A 15581-nucleotide genomic window follows, 5' to 3' on the forward strand; every position below is an offset into this window, starting at 1 on the left:
ACGGCAGAGCGCCGGCGGCGTCGGCATATATAGATGCGATGCAGGTGACTGCGCCAGCAAAGTGAACAAGAATGAAGAGATTCTCCACATGACTCTCAAACAGGAACTACAGGCGTTCGAGCAGCAGCTCGACGCGGCCCTAGCCGCGTTGCCGAGTCAGAACTGGGCAAGCTCAAGTGCACTACGAATTGCGTCCGAGCTCTATGAGGTTATGTCATTTCGAAGTGGTGGCACGGGCGGAGCCGAATATCTTGATCGCGGCTATGCCATTCTCGCGCCACGATTCGTCTCAGGCGAGACAGGTTACCAAGCGGAAATTACCCCTGAGGCAAATATCAAGCAGCTTTCCGAAGACCTCCTCTTCGCGTCGCACTACTACATGATCCGCGAGTATCTGTACTACTCGTACAACGTACCAGATTCAATGTCGTGGACCTTCGATGAGAGGCGTGTAGAGATTAAGTTTGCAGACAGGTCGATTCCTCGCCAGTTCTTTACCGTGCACAATGATCATTTGTTGGGCTCGATGCACCATTTTCGTGATTTCGAGCATTCCGCCGAGATCATGCGGTTGTTGGAAAATGAGCCTGAAGGCGTGGTAACGGCTAACTTCGAGGCGGCTGATCCACTCATGCAGGCCGAAGCCGACCTAAAGCTCGCTGCCTACTTTTCATTGATCGCAGCTGAGAGTCAAATTGATCTGGGAGGCTATAGCTATGAGCAGTTCTTAAGCGTTTACCGCATGCTCCTTATCAAGGCGCTCTATCACCGCTATTTGGCTCGCGCGCAACACGCGGTTGGCGCGATTTATATGCCTGAAGAACAGCTACTTGATGGGATCACAGTCGATCTCGGAATCCCTCCGGACGTAGGGAGGCGCATTCTGAAGGACTTGGTATGCGACCGTGATGCTGCCAGTGACCGGGTTGATGCAGCTTATTTTTCGCTGATGCGTGAAGGGGAGTTGGATGGCCGAATTGTGATGCGACCTCACCATTTCGCCACCGCCGAGGGATTAGTCAGCATGTTGCGTGTAATCGCTCAAAGGCGACCCCGGGCATTTCTCGACCAAGTGAGTAATGAGATAGGTCGTGCCTTTGTCCGGCGTGTCAAGGCCGCGTGGGAGGCTGAGGGGTTCACGTGCCTGAGTGAGGTGTCGCTTCGCGACTTCGACCCCACACTTCCTGACATCGACCTGTTGGTCATTTCCTGTGAGCCGACCCTTGGCTATGTCATCTACGTCTGCGAGCTCAAATGTCCGGTGCCACCTCGCTGGGCGAAAGATCAGCTCAAGGCTCTCAACAAGGACAACGTCTCCAAGGCGTTCCGTCAAGTCGAAGTGCTACAGCGCTTCCTACGCACCGAAGCGGGGATGAGTCTCATTGCGCGCGTGCTACCGAAAGAGGGTCATCCGCACTTCGAGGGCTTTGTAGTGTTGGTCGACTACTTGATCATCACCTCCGACAATGCCGGCATGTTCTTTGGGGCAGAGACTACCAAAGTGATCAACTTCCGAACGCTTGAACGACTGCTTCGCCGATCGGATGGCGACATGGCCTTGATTCAGCATGTGTTGGCCACCTATCCCAAACATGCCGATGAGACGCTCACCAAAACGATGGTTGAGTTCCAGCTCGGCCCGCTCACGGTAGCCTATGAGGCGGTCACTGCAAGTCCGTTGCTGGAGTTTCCGCAAGGGCACTGGCGTAGCTCCCCTGATCGGCAAGCAATGATTGACGAGTTCGTCGCTGAGGGCGCCCACCCGTTCGACGTTTTAGAGTCTCGCCCGCCGGATGCAATCGTTGTGAACCATGCCTCGCGAGGTCTGGTCGGCCAAGAGGTTCAGGAAGATTGAGCGAGGGGGGCCGGCTCAATCGGAGTCGTCGTCCTTATCGAAAGTTTGTATATGGCATTTATTATGGTATTGCCGTCTGATGTGATTTCTAACATGTTGTTGGTAAAAGAATTTTTCTTTCGTTTATAATAAGTTGGAGTGAAGTCGGTGCCTTTGCGGACTCACGGCACCTAGTTCATTTTCAGCCATGTGCGGCTACCCACGCTGCGCGAAACGGTAGTGCGTGACAAGCCATTCTCGCCCGCCTGAGTAGCCGAACAATTCTGCGCATGCCATCCAGAACATGCGCCAGCGCTGAAACCACAGCGCGGCTGCGTCGCCGTAGACGCTTTGCAGAACGGACATGAGTTCGGCTCTGTGCGCGTCCTGGTTCTGCAGCCAGTGTTCGGCAGTACGCGCGTAATGGCGGCCGTTGATCAGCCAACGTCGTTCAAGAGAGAGATCGCGCTGGAACCAGAGCAACGTGTCCGCTGCCGGCATCAGGCCGCCGGTGAAGAAATGACGGCCCAACCAATTGTCCGCGCCATCGGTCGCGAACGGGTACATCAACAGACGATGGCAGAAGATGTGCACGAACAGTTTGCCGCTCGGAACCAGCCAGCTCGCAATGCGCGCGAGCAATATTTCGTAGTTGCGCATGTGTTCGAACATTTCGATCGAAATACAGCGATCGAACTGCGCGCGCGGCAATTGCAGTTGATTCACGTCGCAGGTGATCACGCGGATATTGTCGAGTCCGCGTTCCCGGCAGCGCGCCAGGATGAATTCGCGTTGCGAGTTGGAATTCGATACGGCGGTAATGTGCGAATTCGGGAAATGTTCGCCGAGCCACAAGGTCAGCGAGCCCCAACCGCAGCCGAGTTCGAGTATCTCCTGGCCGTCGACCAACTCGGCGCGCTCGGCGTAAAGCGCGAGCATCGCCAGCTCGGCCTCGGCGAGCGTTTCGTCGCCCCCGGCGTAGTAGCAGGCGGAGTATTTCAGGCGCGGCCCGAGACAGCGGCGAAAGAATTCCGCGGGCAATTCATAGTGCTGACGGTTTGCCGCATCGGTCTCGATCGCGACCGGACTGTCGCACAAGTTGTCGATTTCACGTTGGAACGCATCGGCAACGGCTTCCTCGCCGGCAGCCGTTTCCTTGGCCAGACGCGTGGCGCAGAGCCGGCGAATTCCCGCGCGTACGACCACGTCGGGCAGTAGGCCGCGCTCGGCGAGGCCAAGAAACCCGGGCGCTGGCCGATCAACGGGAAGCTCGGAGAGCGGAAGAGTCGTGTCGCGATTCATCGTCGATTCCGTGGAAACCAAGGGATCAATATCGGCGTCGTGCGTTGATACGCGCGATAGGCGTCTCCGCGCGTGCGCAGTGCCTGTGCTTCGGTGAACGGAATGCCGCTCAGCCAGCGCAGAAAAACGTACATCACGATCGGCCCGAGCCAGCTCAGCGCTGCGCCACCAGCGAGGGCGACGTAGGTGAACCAGTGCAGCCATTCGAAGAAATAGTTCGGATGCCGCGAGTAGCGCCAGAGCCCGACCTGACAGACTCGGCCTTTGTTGCTCGCGTTGCTGCGGAAACGGGCAAGCTGGCGATCCGCCATCGTCTCGCCGACGACGGCGAGTAGCCAGACCGCTGCCGCGGTCACGAGCCATGGCGCGGACGGTTCGCGTGCGGCATTGGCCGCGGACAAGAACGGCACCGCGAACAGCGCGATGAGCAGCGCCTGGAATTGGAAGAACGCGAACCATTTGCGCTGATCGTCGCCCCATAGGGCACGCAAGCTGGCGTAACGACCGTCTTCCGCTTCCCGGCTCACGCGCCGCCACAGATGCAGAGCCAGGCGCAGTCCCCACAGACCGCCGAACAGCGCAAGCAGCAGGCGCGGCCATAGCGCGCCACGGCCGAGCACGGCAAGAAGCATCGCCGCGCTGCCTACGCCGCCGGCCCAGATCACATCGACGATGCCGGCATTGCGCGCGTGACGCTGATGCAGCCACGCGCCAGTCTGCGCCATCGCAGCGAACAGCCAAACCAACAGCAATTGGCCGCCGATGCTCATCGGTGTACTTCCGTTTCCGCGCTGTGTGCTTGCATCGGCGCACCGGCAAACAGCGTCATCGCACCTGCCCATGCAACGGAGAGTGCAAGCAGCCCCGTCCATCGAGGTTCGCCGAAGGCAACCGCGCCAAACCCGCGCGCCGCCGCCGAGTAGGCGAGAGGCGCCCCGATCGCGCCAAGCAGAGCTGCCGGCAGCGGGCGATTGCGCAAGAAGGCGAGCGAGTGATTGACGGTCAACGCGAATGCGGCCCAGATTGCCAATATCCACGCCGGCGCGCCGAGGGCCGGATACGGCGAGGCATAGCGCAGCAACCCGGTCGCCGCGAGGCTGCCATCGATAACGATGCCGAGGCCGATCGCGAGCAACAGCGTGCGCGCGTCCGCTGAGCGATCGCGTGAGACGAGCATCTGTCCCGCGACGAAGAACAAGGCTGCGCCGACCCCCATCCAGGGCCGCGCCGTTGCCGCACCATACACGGCGGCGAACCAAACCAGTTGATAGCCGGCGATGTTTAGCCAGCGTCCCATGCTCATGCCTCGAAGCACTTGAGTGCGGGCAGATACTCGGCGTCGCGGCAGCCCGGTTTGACCAACAGCAACTGCGCGACGCCGATCGAACGCTCGCAGAAGCCGCCTTCGCAGTAGGCCAGATAGAACTCCCACAGACGGATGAAGCGTTCGTCGTAGCCCAAAGCACGCACTTCGGCGAGACGCGCGAGAAAGCGCTCGCGCCAAGCGCACAAGGTGAGCGCGTAAGAACTGCCGAAATCCTCGAGCTGAGCGAGAGCCAGGTCGCTGCTGCGCGCTTTGGCCGCGACGAGCGCGGCAATTGAAGGAATGAACGAGCCCGGAAAAATATGCCGCTTGATGAAGTCGACCGAGCGCAGCGCCTGCGTGTAGCGATGATCTTCGATCGTGATCGATTGCACGAGCGCCTTCCCATCCGGTTCCAACAATGCGCCGATCTTTTGGAAGTAGCTGTCGAGCTGGCGCGCGCCGATCGCTTCGACCATCTCGATGGACACGATCTTGTCGTAGCGGCCGCGCAGGTCGCGGTAATCGTCGAGCAGGACCGTGATTCGATCCTCCAACCCGGCGGCGACAATGCGTTCGCGAGTCAGATCGTATTGTTCGCGCGATATCGTCGTAGTGGTGATGTGACAGCCGTAGCGGGCTGCCGCATGCAGTGCGAATCCGCCCCAGCCCGAGCCGATCTCGAGCACGCGGTCGTTCGGACCCAAGCCGAGCTTGTCGCAGATGCGATCGAGTTTGCGCAGCGATGCTTGCTCCAGGGATTCCTTTGCATCGGCGAACAGGGCGGAGGAGTACATCAGGTCGGGCGAGAGAAACAGGCCGAATAATTCGTTGCCAAGGTCGTAGTGCGCGGCGATGTTGCGGCGTGCGCCGTGCCGCGTATTCGCGCGCAGCAGGTCGAGCGCACGCATGATCCATCCGCCGACCCGCGCCGGCCCGCGTTCCATTCCGTCGAGCAGGTCGCGATGGCGCAGCAGCAGACGTACGAGGCCGACGAGATCGCTGCAGCGCCACCAGCCGTCGTAATACGCCTCGGCCGCGCCGACGCTGCCGTTCGCGGCGAGCGCTCGATAGAAGCGTGCGTCGACGATGACGATCTCGATGTCGGCAAGTCCAAGACTGGATTCGCCGAGTTCGACCGTTCCCTGCGCATCGACCACGCGCAGTCGGCCGTGCCGTAGCGCGCTGAGGCGACCGAGCAGACTTTTGCGCAGCATGCGTTCGATCGGACCCAACTCCTTCGGCATCGTTGCGAGGCGTTCGCTGATTTCGCTCATGTCGGTTCTTCCGGCAAAGATGGATGCGCATAGATGGGATTACGCTTCAGCCACAGGCGCAGCGCCTGCCAGTGAATGGCCCCGAGTACCTGCAAGGTCATCGCCGGGTAGCGAATCAGTACGCGCGCCAGCGCGAGACCGTCGAGCGTACGTCGCCGCAGTGCCAGCGTCGCATCGAAGTCGCGCCGGTTGCGATCGAACACATCCATGTGCACGCGCAGATCCTCGTCGGGCACGGTGAACGTCCAGGTATATTGTCTATCCAGCGGCAGGAACGGAGAGACGTGGAACGCCTTGTCGAAATCCCAGCGTAGAGAGCGCCCGTGCCTTTGTGCGACCGACGCGGGCAGCACGTAGGCATGACGTTCGCGCCACGGTGTATTGGTGATTTCGGCGACGATGCATTCGAGCGTCGTGCCGTCTTCCGCGTAGCAGTAGTAAAAACTCACCGGATTGAACACGTGCCCGCAATAGCGTAAATGCGTGAGCACGCGGATCGGTCCGCGCGGCGGTACGCTATTCGCTTCGGCGATGCGCTGGCGCACGGCATCGGCGAGCGACATCTCGGCGGGGCCAAGGTAGTCCGCGCGGCGGAACTCGGCGACATTGCGGCGTCGGCTCGACCAAAGCCAGCGCCCGGCGAAGACGCGGTCGATTTCATCGAGGTCGAGGTAAAGCTGGGCCATGCGATAGGCGAATGCATGCGCCGCTGGCGCATGGCGGCGATGGCGCACGACGCCCTCGTAGACGGCGCTCACGGTCGAGTGCGATGCGGGCGCGGCACTCATGTAGGCACCCATTGCATACGCGGTACATCGACAGGTGCCCGCACCGCCATGCCGGCGCGCCAGCGAACGCCGAGCGCGGCGGCAACCTCGACGGCACTGCGCATCCCGTCTTCGTGAAAGCCCCATCCCCAATAGGCGCCGGCAAACCAAGTGTGCCGGCGGCCCTGGATTTCATCGCGTCGGTTCTGTGCGGCGACTGCGGCATGCGTATACAGCGGATGCCGGTACGACATGCGCCGCAGGATTTTCTCGGGAGCGATCGCATCGGTGTCGTTGAGCGTGACCACGAAGGTCTGTGGCGACTGGATGCCTTGCAGCAGATTCATGCAATAGCTCACCGTGCAAGCACGGCCGGGTTCGCGCGGCACGCTGGCGTTCCACGCCGACCAGGCCTTTTTCGAACGCGGCAGCAGCTTCGTGTCGGTGTGCAGCACGGTGTCGTTGGCCTGGTACTTGATGGCGCCGAGAATGTCGCGTTCGCGCGGGTCGGCATCGACGAGCAGGCCAAGCGCTTCATCACTGTGGCAGGCGAGCACGATCTGATCGAAACGTTCCGATCCGTGGTGCGTGCGCACTTCGGCGCCTTTCTCGTTACGCACCACACGAAGCACGCGCGAGCACAGCCGCACGTCGAGGCGCCAGAGTGCCTGCAGCGCTTCGACGTAGCGGCGCGAACCGCCCTCGACGACACGCCACTGCGGTCGCGCGTCGAAGGTCAGCATGCGATGGTTGGCCATGAACTGAACGAGGTACCGCATCGGAAATTTGCGAATGGCGCGCGGCGGAGACGACCACAGCGCCGAGGCCATCGGCACGAGATGATCGTCGCGGAACGCATCGCCGAGCCCGTGGATGGCTACGTAGTCTTCGAGCGTCGGACCTTCGCCTCTTTCGCCAGGCAGCGCCGCGGCGAGCCGATAGAAGCGGCTTATGTCGCGCAGCATGCCGAGGAAGCGTGGCGAGAGCAGGTTGCGTCGCTGGCAAAAAACCGCGTCGAGTCCGCACGTGCCGTATTCGAGCCCGCTCGTCTCGTTGCGCACGGAAAAGCTCATCGTGGTCGGTCGGGCGGCGACGCCGAGTTCATCGAACATGCGCGTCAGCAGCGGATAATTTTCGCGGTTGTGCACGATGAAACCGCTGTCGATGCGGTACTCGCCGTGCTCGTTCGCAATGTCGTGCGTGTGCGTGTGTCCGCCAAGGTAGTCGTTGGCTTCGAACAGCACGACCTCGTGCTCGCTTTGCAGCAGCCAGGCGCAGGCGAGCCCGGCGATGCCGGAACCGATGATGCCGATGCGCATGTCAGCCGCGCCTCTTCGCAAACACCCAGGCCGGCACCGGTTTCAGGTCGCTGACCAGACCGCATACGGCGAGTGCGCGCAGTGCTATCCAGGTCAGGTCGAATTCCCACCAGCGGAAACCCTGGCGTGCGCTGCCCGGATAGAAATGATGGTTGTTGTGCCAGCCCTCGCCGAACGTAAGCAGGGCGAGCAGGGCATTGTTGCGGCTGTCGTCGCGCGTCGCGAAACGGCGTTTGCCGAAGCGATGGGCGAGCGAATTGATCGTCACGGTGACGTGGAACAACAGCGTGGTCGAGACGAAGAAACCCCATACGAGCATTTGCGCGCCGTCGGTGTGCAGGCCAGGAGCTACGCGAGCGAGCAGGGTGCCGGCCAAGTACAGCGTCAGCGCCAGCGCGCCCGGGACGACGACGTCATAGCGATCGAGCCAGCGCAGTTCCGGGTAGCCGGCGAAATCCGGAATGCGTTGCCAATCCGTGCGGAACGCGCGCGGAGTGAGGAACCAGCCCATATGGCTCCAGAAAAATCCGCGTATTCCGGGCGAGTGCGGGTCCAGCGCCGTGTCGGCGTGGCGATGGTGATTGCGGTGATGGGCCGCCCACCAGAGCGGTCCGCGCTGCGCGCCGGATGCGCCGATCACGGCGAAGGCGAACTGAACGGCGCGCGATGCGCGAAAGGTACGGTGCGCGAAATAGCGGTGATAGAACGCCGTGATCGCGAACATGCGCAAGACATAGAGCGCGAGGGCGGTCCATGCCGCGATCGGCGAGACGCCGGTGAAGAAAATGCCGAGGCAGCCGATGTGCATGCCGATGAACGGCACGGCGCGCAGCCAGTCGATGCGTTCGGCGGTCTCCTCGTCCTGCGCCGGCGCATTCGAGTCGAACCATCGGCGCAACGTGCGCAGCGGCGGTGCGGAAAATGCTATCGCTCCCGCTTCCGGCGCTTGCGGCGCGGCGCGTTCGCAGGGATCGATCATAGCGGCTCCGGTTTCGTGTGCGTCGCTTCTCTATACGAAGCGAACGCACGGCCGGATGCACAGACCCGCGCAGAAATCCCTAGATGGCCGAGATGCTGCCCTTAGCCACGATCGGCCCGCTCGGCGCGGCGTGCGGCATGCCGCTTTGCGGTTCGAGAGTGACCGCGAGCGTCGCGCCGGCAACGAGTTCTTTCTGCAGAGTGGGCGGCACCGCGATGGTATGCGCCTTGTCGTTGGACACAAGGCCGAGCGACAGAGGCGCCTTGCCGGCCGGGATGATCCAGAGTTCATCGACGCGGCCGTCGGCACCGAGCGAGTGCGGCACCGGCACCATCAGCAGTTTGCCGCGCGCAGGATCGATCGAAGCGATCCAGCCGGTCGAACCGTCGTCGCGGAGCAATACGGTGACCGGGCGCGCAGCCTGCTCCTCACTGGGGCTCGGTGTCGGCAGCGGTACCGGCGCGCGGCCTATGAAGAAGACCGCCAGCGCCGCCGCGGCGGCGAGTCCGGCCACGCCGCGCCAGAAGCCGACATTGCTCCAGACATTCGGACGCGCGGCCTCAGCGGCCGGCCAGCCGAGGCGGCTGCAGATGCGCGGCCAGACATGTGCTGGCGGTTCGGCGGTAGCCGCATCGGTCGTCCACGCGGCGAAATGATTTTCCCACTCGTCGACAAGACGGGCGAACGTGGGCTCGCCGGCGATTCGCGCCTGCGCGTGGCGGCGTTCGAATGCATCGAGAACGCCGAGCACATATTCGCCCGCGCGGATATCGTCGCTCGGCGGCGGGGCGGAATCGTCGTCGAATTGAGCCGGATTCGTACTCATGATTCAAGGCACGCGCGCAGTTGCATCAGTCCGCGGCGAATCCAGCTCTTCACCGACCCGAGCGGCGCCTGCGCTCTTCGTGCCAGTTCCTCGTAGGTGGCGGCGTCGAAGAACGCGGTGCGGATCAACTTGCGCCGGCGTTCGTCGAGTTGGCGCATGCAGTCGTCGAGGCGTACGCGGTCGGTCGCCGCCTGTGCCGAATCGGATGTCGACATGCCTTCGTCCGCGACGGACTCCGCCAGATCGATGGAAACCGTCGTGCTCCGGCTCGGATTCGAGCGCAGCCGATCGATGGCGCGATGGCGCGCGATCGTACCGAGCCACGCGCTGGGACTCGCGCGCGCCGGATCGAACTGTATGGCCTTGTTCCAAATGGCGAGGAAAGCATCCTGCAAGGCTTCTTCGGCTTCGCCGCGGTCGGGAAGCACGCGCAGGCAGATGGCGAACAACATGCTGGACGTCGTTCGGTACAACGCTTCGAAGGCAGCTCGCTCGCCTGCGGCAACGCGGGCGAGCAGCGAGGCGACGTCGGCACGGGAATCGATCTCTGTGCGCACTTGAAGTATCTCTCCCATCATCGAGGGGGTGGAGCCGTTCTCGCCGCGCCTCCGGTGCGCATTGCGCCACCGTCTGTGCGGTAGCTTATGCCACAAGCGGCGAGAGCAATACAATTCACCCGCAATGCGGGGGATCGGATCGCTGGCGTATGTGACGGCAGTCACGGACGGCAGTGCCCGTTCAAGCTGAGCCGCGCGGCGGCGAGCGCCTCCTGTGGATCAACCGATGTATCGCGCCGCTGCGGCGGAAATACGATGCGCACATCGAGATTGCGCCCGTCGCTGCCGCGGATCGTGCCGATGCCAACAAACTCGTACAGGCGCCGATCGGTGCGGCTATAGCCCAAGGTCATCGACGGCGCGATCAGGCGGTACCACGCATTCAACTGCACGCGCAGATGACGGACGTCGCTATCTCCGGCGTCGATTTCGGCGATCGTTACCGGTACTGCCGCGTGTCTGCCGGGCACCACGATCGCCGCGTGCAGAGGCGATCGCGGCGTGATCGCATCCCAGTGCGAGCGCAGATAATCGTCGAAGCCGGCATCGACGACGTCGTCGACGCCGAGTTCGAGTTCGGCCTGCTTCGGCACCGCGTCGTCTCGTGTCTGGACGTAGACGACGCGGCGCGCGCCGCTGCCGTTCACGCCTTCGCGGTAGTCGAGACGGGCATCGTAGAAATCGAAATCGGGTGCCGCGTCGCGCGACGACACGGTCAACAGTTTGCGCGCGAACGGTGTGCCATCTGCGCAGCCATACAGCACGAGATGCCTGTCGAAGTCGCCGTCGCGATAGCGCCAATGCGTTTCCCGGTACAACACCGAACCGTCGGCGCGGGAATACGCGATGCCTTCATAGCGTTCGATCGGGTCAGCCGCAGCGGCGCCCCAAGCCATGGCGGCGGTCGCGCAAGCCAACATCAAACAAGCGATCCGTAATGGCATAGACGAGGCGGCCGGGTTCCGATGCAAGACAGTCTGCTATACGGACGTTGGCGCGATTCGGATGCAGCGTGCTTCGGTGTCCGCGACTTTGGGGGCATGGGAAATGTCGCCCGATTGGGCGCGATGGAGCTAGTTGCGGGCAATACCGGCCGCTGCCTGCAGGCAGCGCGCATCGGCTACGGCCATCGGCTTCCAAAGTCGAGCGCCATGGAAGCCATTTGCCGATGGCGATACCCACGCTGCAGAAACATTTGCTTGCGCGTGCATCCAAGACCCGCTGCACGCCGTATGTCCCATCGCCGGCAATCATGCCGCGCATGAAACGGGAGACGGACATGCAACTACCTCAGAGACTGGCGCTCGGCGCTTCGTTGTGGCTGGTGCTGGCGGGCCTCGCCAGCGCGTCCAGCCACCGTGAAGCACCTTTCACGGCCGCACACCCCAAAATCGACGGAGCCGATTTCTACATGTTCCGAAGCTATGAGACGGGACGCGATGCCTTCGTCACGTTCATCGCGGACTACATACCGCTGCAGGATGCCTATGGCGGACCGAACTATTTCTCGATGGACCCGAATGCCCTCTACGAGATCGAAGTGGACAACCAGGGCGACGCGCACGAACACATCACTTACCAATTCCGCTTCACCAATACTTACAAGAACGTTGCTCTCAGTATCGGCGGCAAGAACATCCCGGTGCCGCTGGTAAATATCGGACCCTTCGGGCCCGGCGTAACCGACGGCGACGCCAACAAGAATCTCATCGAGACCTACACCGTCACCGTCGTCAACGGCGATCGCCGCAAAGGCACGGCCGCGCTCGCGACCAATCTGACCAGCGGCGGCACGAGCTTCCGCAAGCCGCTCGACAACATCGGCAATAAATCGGTGCCGAACTATGCGGCCTATGCCAACAACCACATTTTCTCCATAGGCCTTCCAGGCTGCAAAACCGCAGGACGCGTGTTCGTCGGCCAGCGCAAGGATCCGTTTGCGGTAAACCTCGGAGAAATTTTCGATCTCGTGAACCTGAATCCGGTCGGGTCGCCGAGTTCGGCGCCGAATGCGATCGGAAACAAGAACGTCACCTCAATCGCACTCGAAGTACCCATCTCTTGCCTGACGAATGGCACCGATCCGGTGATCGGCGCGTGGACCACGGCAAGCCTGCGCCAGGGCACGGTTCTGAATCCGGCACCGGCAGGAGCGGTTGCCAGCGGAGGGCAGGGCAAGCCCGTCGAGTTGGTCGGCGGCGCCTGGACCCAGGTTTCGCGTCTCGGCATGCCGCTGGTCAACGAAGTGGTCATCGGTCTGCCGGACAAGGATCGCTTCAACGGCAGCCAGCCGAAGGACGACGCCCAATTTCTCAACTATGTGACCAATCCCTCGCTGCCGGTTCTGCTGCAAGTATTGTTCAACGTGCAGGCACCGAGCACGCCGCGCAACGATCTGGTTGCGGTTTTCCTGACTGGCGTTCCGGGCCTCAATCAGGCGATGACGGTCACGCCCTCGGAGATGCTGCGCCTCAACACATCGACCGCTCCGGTCGCCGCTTCCTCGCAAAACACACTCGGCGTACTTGGCAGCGACACCGCAGGCTTTCCGAACGGCCGCCGTCCCGGTGACGACGTCGTCGACATTTCCCTGCGCGTGGCGATGGGCGTGCTGCTGCCGGCCGCGCAGGCCCCTGCGGGGCAATTGCCCTACACAGACGGGACGCCAATTTCTTCGGCCGACTTCGCCAGCACCTTCCCCTACGTCAATGCGCCGCTGCCGGGTTCGCCGAACGGTGTCAACGGTGTGGCCACAACGGGAGGCTCGCCATGAAACCGCGCAAATCTCTCCTAGCGGTTCTTGCAATGGCGTGCCTCGCATTGGCCTCCATAGAATCGCCTGCGCAATCAACTACTGCGGCCGCGCAATCGTCGGACCAGTCGTGTCCGCCAAAGAGCGACATATGGGGTTATTGCCTTCCCTATGAGTTCAGTACGTTCGTCTACAACTTGTTCCTACTTCAAACCAACGATACGGCCGAGCCTGCCGATGTGAACGACGTTTACATCGCCTCGAACTATAACGACGATCCCGACGGGTTCTATCGTGTCTTTTTGCTGCCGTAGCTACGGCGTCATCGCGGCGGCGCTTGCCGCCGCGATGGTTTGCTGGAGCGGCCAGGCCGATGCCGCACCGCGCGTACCGGCGAACGACAGCGTGGTAGTGGAACGCTTGCCTCCGGCGTTTCTCGCGCTGCGCCGATCGCCGCAGTGGAACGGTGGCGGCGAAACGAACGTGGCCGAGGCGCTCGCGGCTGCACGCCGCTACATCGAAGTCGGCCAAACCTATTCCGACCCGCGTGCCTACGGCTACGCACAATCCGCCCTCGGCAAATGGTGGGATGCGGACCCGGCACCGACCGAAGTGCTGGTCATGCGCGCGCGTATTTTGCAGTTCCGCCATCAATTCGCACCGGCGCTGCAGCAACTGGAAGCGGCGCTGCGTGTCGATCAGTTCGATCCTGACGCGTGGCTGCTGTTCGCAAGCATCGCGCAAGTGCAGGGCGACGTGCGCGCGGCGCGCAGCGCTTGTCTGAAATTGATTCCGATCGCCGATCCCCTGCTCGGGGCAACCTGCGCAGCATCGACCGCGGCGCTGAGCGGCCACGACGACACCGCCGCACCATTGATCGAAAGTGCTTTGCGCGGCGCGAGCGCGGCGTCGGGCGCCGAGAAAGTATGGGCATGGACGACCCTTGCCGAGATGAATGCGCGCCTGGAAAAAAACGAAGCTGCCACCGCGGCATTCCGCGAGGCGCTGAAACTTTCTCCCGACGATGTCTACGCGCGCGCCGCGTTTGCCGATCTGCTGCTCGATACGGGGCAGGGCACCGCGGCAAGACAGATCCTCGGTGACGCGGCGCAGGCCGATGCCTTGTTGTTGCGCGCCGCGATCGCCGCGGAACGCACGCGTTCTGCGGACGCCGATGGTCTTCGCGCCGATCTCGCACAACGCTTCGCCGAAGCGCGCGCACGCGGAGATGAAACTCATCTGCGCGAGCAGGCGCGTTTCACCCTCGAAGTCGAACACGATCCTTCCCGCGCGCTGGAGCTTGCCGCGCGCAATTTCCGCGTTCAGCGCGAGCCGGCCGATGCGCGCATTCTTCTTGAAGCGGCCGCGGCAGTCGGCGACCGCGCAGCCGCACAGCCGGCGCTGGAATGGCTGGCACGCACGGGCATAAATGCGCCACGACTGCAGCAGCTCGCTCTGGGTTTGAGCGGCGGTGCCGCGCCATGAGGTTCTGCAGTCTGCTGATGTTGGGCCTGCTCGCTGCGCTCGCCGCTCCGTCCGCATGGGCGCACAAACCGAGCGACAGTTACTTGATAGTGCAGGCGGACTCGTCGAGCAAGGTTCTCGCCGCGCAGTGGGATATCGCTCTGCGCGATCTGGAGGTGGCATTGCAGCTCGACGCGAATCGGGACGGCGTCATTACCTGGGGCGAGGTGCGCACGCGCGAGGCCGACCTGTTCGCCTACGCATTCACGCACCTGCGCATCCAGGCCGACGGAAGCACTTGCCGCCTTGCGCCCGACGATCTGCTGATCGACGACCACAGCGACGGTGCCTATGCCGTTCTGAAGTTCAAGGCCGATTGCGCCGCAGTGCCGCGATCGATCGATGTCGGCTATTCGCTGCTGTTCGATATCGATCCGTCGCATCGCGGATTGCTGCGCCTGGATGTCGACGGCAATTCGCGCAGCGCCGTGCTTTCGCCCGATCACGCGGTGCAGACCTTCGCCCTCGCGGAAACTTCCCGACTCGCCACATTTCTGCAGTTCGTCGAGGAAGGCATTCATCATATCTGGATCGGCTACGACCACATGCTGTTCCTGATTTCACTGCTGCTGCCTTCGGTACTGCTGCGGCGCAATGGCGAGTGGGTTCCGGTCGGAACCTTGCGCAGCGCACTGCTGAGCGTGCTTGCGATCGTGACCGCATTCACCGTGTCGCATTCGATCACGCTGACGCTGTCTGCGCTCGGCGTGATCGGGTTGCCGTCGCGCCTGGTCGAATCGGGCATCGCGCTGTCGGTATTGCTTGCGGCGCTCAACAATATCTGGCCGCAGGTGACGCGCCGCGCATGGCTGCTCGCCTTCGGCTTCGGCCTCGTTCATGGATTCGGCTTCGCCAGTGTGCTTGCCGATCTCGGCCTGCCTCAAGGTGCGCTCGCGTGGTCGCTCGCCGGATTCAACATCGGCGTGGAAATCGGCCAGCTCAGCGTCGTGCTCGTGGTGGTGCCGGCGATATTCCTGTTGCGCGAACGCCGCTTCTATCGCCCGCTCGTACTCGTCAGCGGATCCTGCGTCATCGCGGCGGTTGCCGGCATCTGGCTTATGAGCCGTGCGCTCGGCTTCGGTCTCGGATAAGTATGGCTTTTGCGGTTCAACGAAAGCGACGCGGTGGTCCTGCCGCGCTT

The 15581-nt window shown here is 62.6% G+C and carries 15 protein-coding genes; 5 read left to right on the plus strand and 10 right to left on the minus strand.

All coding sequences use genetic code 11. The features are described from left to right. The first annotated feature begins 88 nt into the window (after positions 1-88). Positions 89-1855, plus strand: a complete 1767-nt coding sequence (locus FFS30_RS23120) for a hypothetical protein (protein WP_171014823.1) — start codon at positions 89-91, stop codon at positions 1853-1855. A gap of 195 nt (positions 1856-2050) precedes the next feature. Here FFS30_RS23120 and FFS30_RS23125 read toward each other — a convergent pair whose 3' ends face one another. The 10 genes from FFS30_RS23125 to FFS30_RS23170 all read right to left on the minus strand — a co-directional run bounded on the left by FFS30_RS23125 (position 2051) and on the right by FFS30_RS23170 (position 11060). Next, positions 2051-3136 (minus strand): cyclopropane-fatty-acyl-phospholipid synthase family protein, encoded by a 1086-nt coding sequence (locus FFS30_RS23125; RefSeq protein ID WP_137915577.1) that lies wholly within the window; start codon positions 3134-3136, stop codon positions 2051-2053. Continuing rightward, positions 3133-3861 carry a DUF1295 domain-containing protein gene (locus tag FFS30_RS23130; RefSeq protein ID WP_249352600.1) on the minus strand — a complete coding sequence of 243 codons (729 nt, stop codon included), beginning with the start codon at positions 3859-3861 and terminating at the stop codon, positions 3133-3135. The genes FFS30_RS23125 and FFS30_RS23130 overlap by 4 nt, the downstream gene beginning before the upstream one ends. A gap of 41 nt (positions 3862-3902) precedes the next feature. Next, positions 3903-4433, minus strand: a complete 531-nt coding sequence (locus FFS30_RS23135) for a DUF2878 domain-containing protein (protein WP_137915579.1) — start codon at positions 4431-4433, stop codon at positions 3903-3905. Positions 4434-4435: 2 nt separating this feature from the next. Then, on the minus strand, positions 4436-5716 hold the full coding sequence (locus FFS30_RS23140; RefSeq protein WP_137915580.1) for a cyclopropane-fatty-acyl-phospholipid synthase family protein: 1281 nt from the start codon (positions 5714-5716) through the stop codon (positions 4436-4438). Then, positions 5713-6504: a DUF1365 domain-containing protein gene (locus FFS30_RS23145; protein WP_137915581.1), complete on the minus strand. Its 792-nt coding sequence runs from the start codon at positions 6502-6504 to the stop codon at positions 5713-5715. The genes FFS30_RS23140 and FFS30_RS23145 overlap by 4 nt, the downstream gene beginning before the upstream one ends. Then, the gene (locus FFS30_RS23150) at positions 6501-7802 is read right to left on the minus strand and encodes an FAD-dependent oxidoreductase (RefSeq protein WP_137915582.1); all 1302 of its coding nucleotides are present in this window, start codon (positions 7800-7802) and stop codon (positions 6501-6503) included. Before FFS30_RS23150 ends, FFS30_RS23145 begins: the two co-directional genes overlap by 4 nt. A 1-nt stretch (position 7803) precedes the next feature. Beyond that, positions 7804-8781, minus strand: a complete 978-nt coding sequence (locus FFS30_RS23155) for an acyl-CoA desaturase (protein WP_137915583.1) — start codon at positions 8779-8781, stop codon at positions 7804-7806. 79 nt (positions 8782-8860) lie between these two features. Beyond that, positions 8861-9607, minus strand: a complete 747-nt coding sequence (locus FFS30_RS23160; RefSeq protein WP_137915584.1) for an anti-sigma factor — start codon at positions 9605-9607, stop codon at positions 8861-8863. After that, the gene (locus FFS30_RS23165; RefSeq protein ID WP_249352599.1) at positions 9604-10164 is read right to left on the minus strand and encodes a sigma-70 family RNA polymerase sigma factor; all 561 of its coding nucleotides are present in this window, start codon (positions 10162-10164) and stop codon (positions 9604-9606) included. Before FFS30_RS23165 ends, FFS30_RS23160 begins: the two co-directional genes overlap by 4 nt. A 161-nt stretch (positions 10165-10325) precedes the next feature. Next, positions 10326-11060, minus strand: coding sequence for a hypothetical protein (locus FFS30_RS23170; RefSeq protein ID WP_137915586.1), 735 nt, complete (start codon positions 11058-11060; stop codon positions 10326-10328). Between the two features lie 383 nt (positions 11061-11443). Here FFS30_RS23170 and FFS30_RS23175 point away from each other — a divergent pair, with 383 nt between their 5' ends. From FFS30_RS23175 to FFS30_RS23190, 4 genes are read left to right on the plus strand one after another with little or no spacing between them, the layout of a single operon-like run. Then, positions 11444-12937 carry a DUF4331 domain-containing protein gene (locus FFS30_RS23175; RefSeq protein ID WP_137915587.1) on the plus strand — a complete coding sequence of 498 codons (1494 nt, stop codon included), beginning with the start codon at positions 11444-11446 and terminating at the stop codon, positions 12935-12937. Next, positions 12934-13230 carry a hypothetical protein gene (locus FFS30_RS23180; protein ID WP_137915588.1) on the plus strand — a complete coding sequence of 99 codons (297 nt, stop codon included), beginning with the start codon at positions 12934-12936 and terminating at the stop codon, positions 13228-13230. The genes FFS30_RS23175 and FFS30_RS23180 overlap by 4 nt, the downstream gene beginning before the upstream one ends. After that, positions 13211-14401 carry a tetratricopeptide repeat protein gene (locus FFS30_RS23185; protein WP_137915589.1) on the plus strand — a complete coding sequence of 397 codons (1191 nt, stop codon included), beginning with the start codon at positions 13211-13213 and terminating at the stop codon, positions 14399-14401. Before FFS30_RS23180 ends, FFS30_RS23185 begins: the two co-directional genes overlap by 20 nt. Then, a complete protein-coding gene (locus FFS30_RS23190; protein ID WP_137915590.1) occupies positions 14398-15531 on the plus strand; it encodes a HupE/UreJ family protein in 1134 nt (377 codons plus the stop codon). Before FFS30_RS23185 ends, FFS30_RS23190 begins: the two co-directional genes overlap by 4 nt. Positions 15532-15581: the final 50 nt, after the last annotated feature.

This window comes from Rudaea sp. 3F27F6, from assembly GCF_005503555.1.
Classification (GTDB): Bacteria; Pseudomonadota; Gammaproteobacteria; order Xanthomonadales; family Rhodanobacteraceae; genus Rudaea.

Bases quoted from the DNA above. Each gene is read 5' to 3' on its own strand.
- FFS30_RS23120 (WP_171014823.1), top strand. From the start codon at position 89: ATGACTCTCAAACAGGAACTACAGGCGTTCGAGCAGCAGCTCGACGCG.
- FFS30_RS23125 (WP_137915577.1), bottom strand. From the start codon at position 3,136: ATGAATCGCGACACGACTCTTCCGCTCTCCGAGCTTCCCGTTGATCGG.
- FFS30_RS23130 (WP_249352600.1), bottom strand. From the start codon at position 3,861: ATGGCGCAGACTGGCGCGTGGCTGCATCAGCGTCACGCGCGCAATGCC.
- FFS30_RS23135 (WP_137915579.1), bottom strand. From the start codon at position 4,433: ATGGGACGCTGGCTAAACATCGCCGGCTATCAACTGGTTTGGTTCGCC.
- FFS30_RS23140 (WP_137915580.1), bottom strand. From the start codon at position 5,716: ATGAGCGAAATCAGCGAACGCCTCGCAACGATGCCGAAGGAGTTGGGT.
- FFS30_RS23145 (WP_137915581.1), bottom strand. From the start codon at position 6,504: ATGAGTGCCGCGCCCGCATCGCACTCGACCGTGAGCGCCGTCTACGAG.
- FFS30_RS23150 (WP_137915582.1), bottom strand. From the start codon at position 7,802: ATGCGCATCGGCATCATCGGTTCCGGCATCGCCGGGCTCGCCTGCGCC.
- FFS30_RS23155 (WP_137915583.1), bottom strand. From the start codon at position 8,781: ATGATCGATCCCTGCGAACGCGCCGCGCCGCAAGCGCCGGAAGCGGGA.
- FFS30_RS23160 (WP_137915584.1), bottom strand. From the start codon at position 9,607: ATGAGTACGAATCCGGCTCAATTCGACGACGATTCCGCCCCGCCGCCG.
- FFS30_RS23170 (WP_137915586.1), bottom strand. From the start codon at position 11,060: ATGGCTTGGGGCGCCGCTGCGGCTGACCCGATCGAACGCTATGAAGGC.
- FFS30_RS23175 (WP_137915587.1), top strand. From the start codon at position 11,444: ATGCAACTACCTCAGAGACTGGCGCTCGGCGCTTCGTTGTGGCTGGTG.
- FFS30_RS23180 (WP_137915588.1), top strand. From the start codon at position 12,934: ATGAAACCGCGCAAATCTCTCCTAGCGGTTCTTGCAATGGCGTGCCTC.
- FFS30_RS23190 (WP_137915590.1), top strand. From the start codon at position 14,398: ATGAGGTTCTGCAGTCTGCTGATGTTGGGCCTGCTCGCTGCGCTCGCC.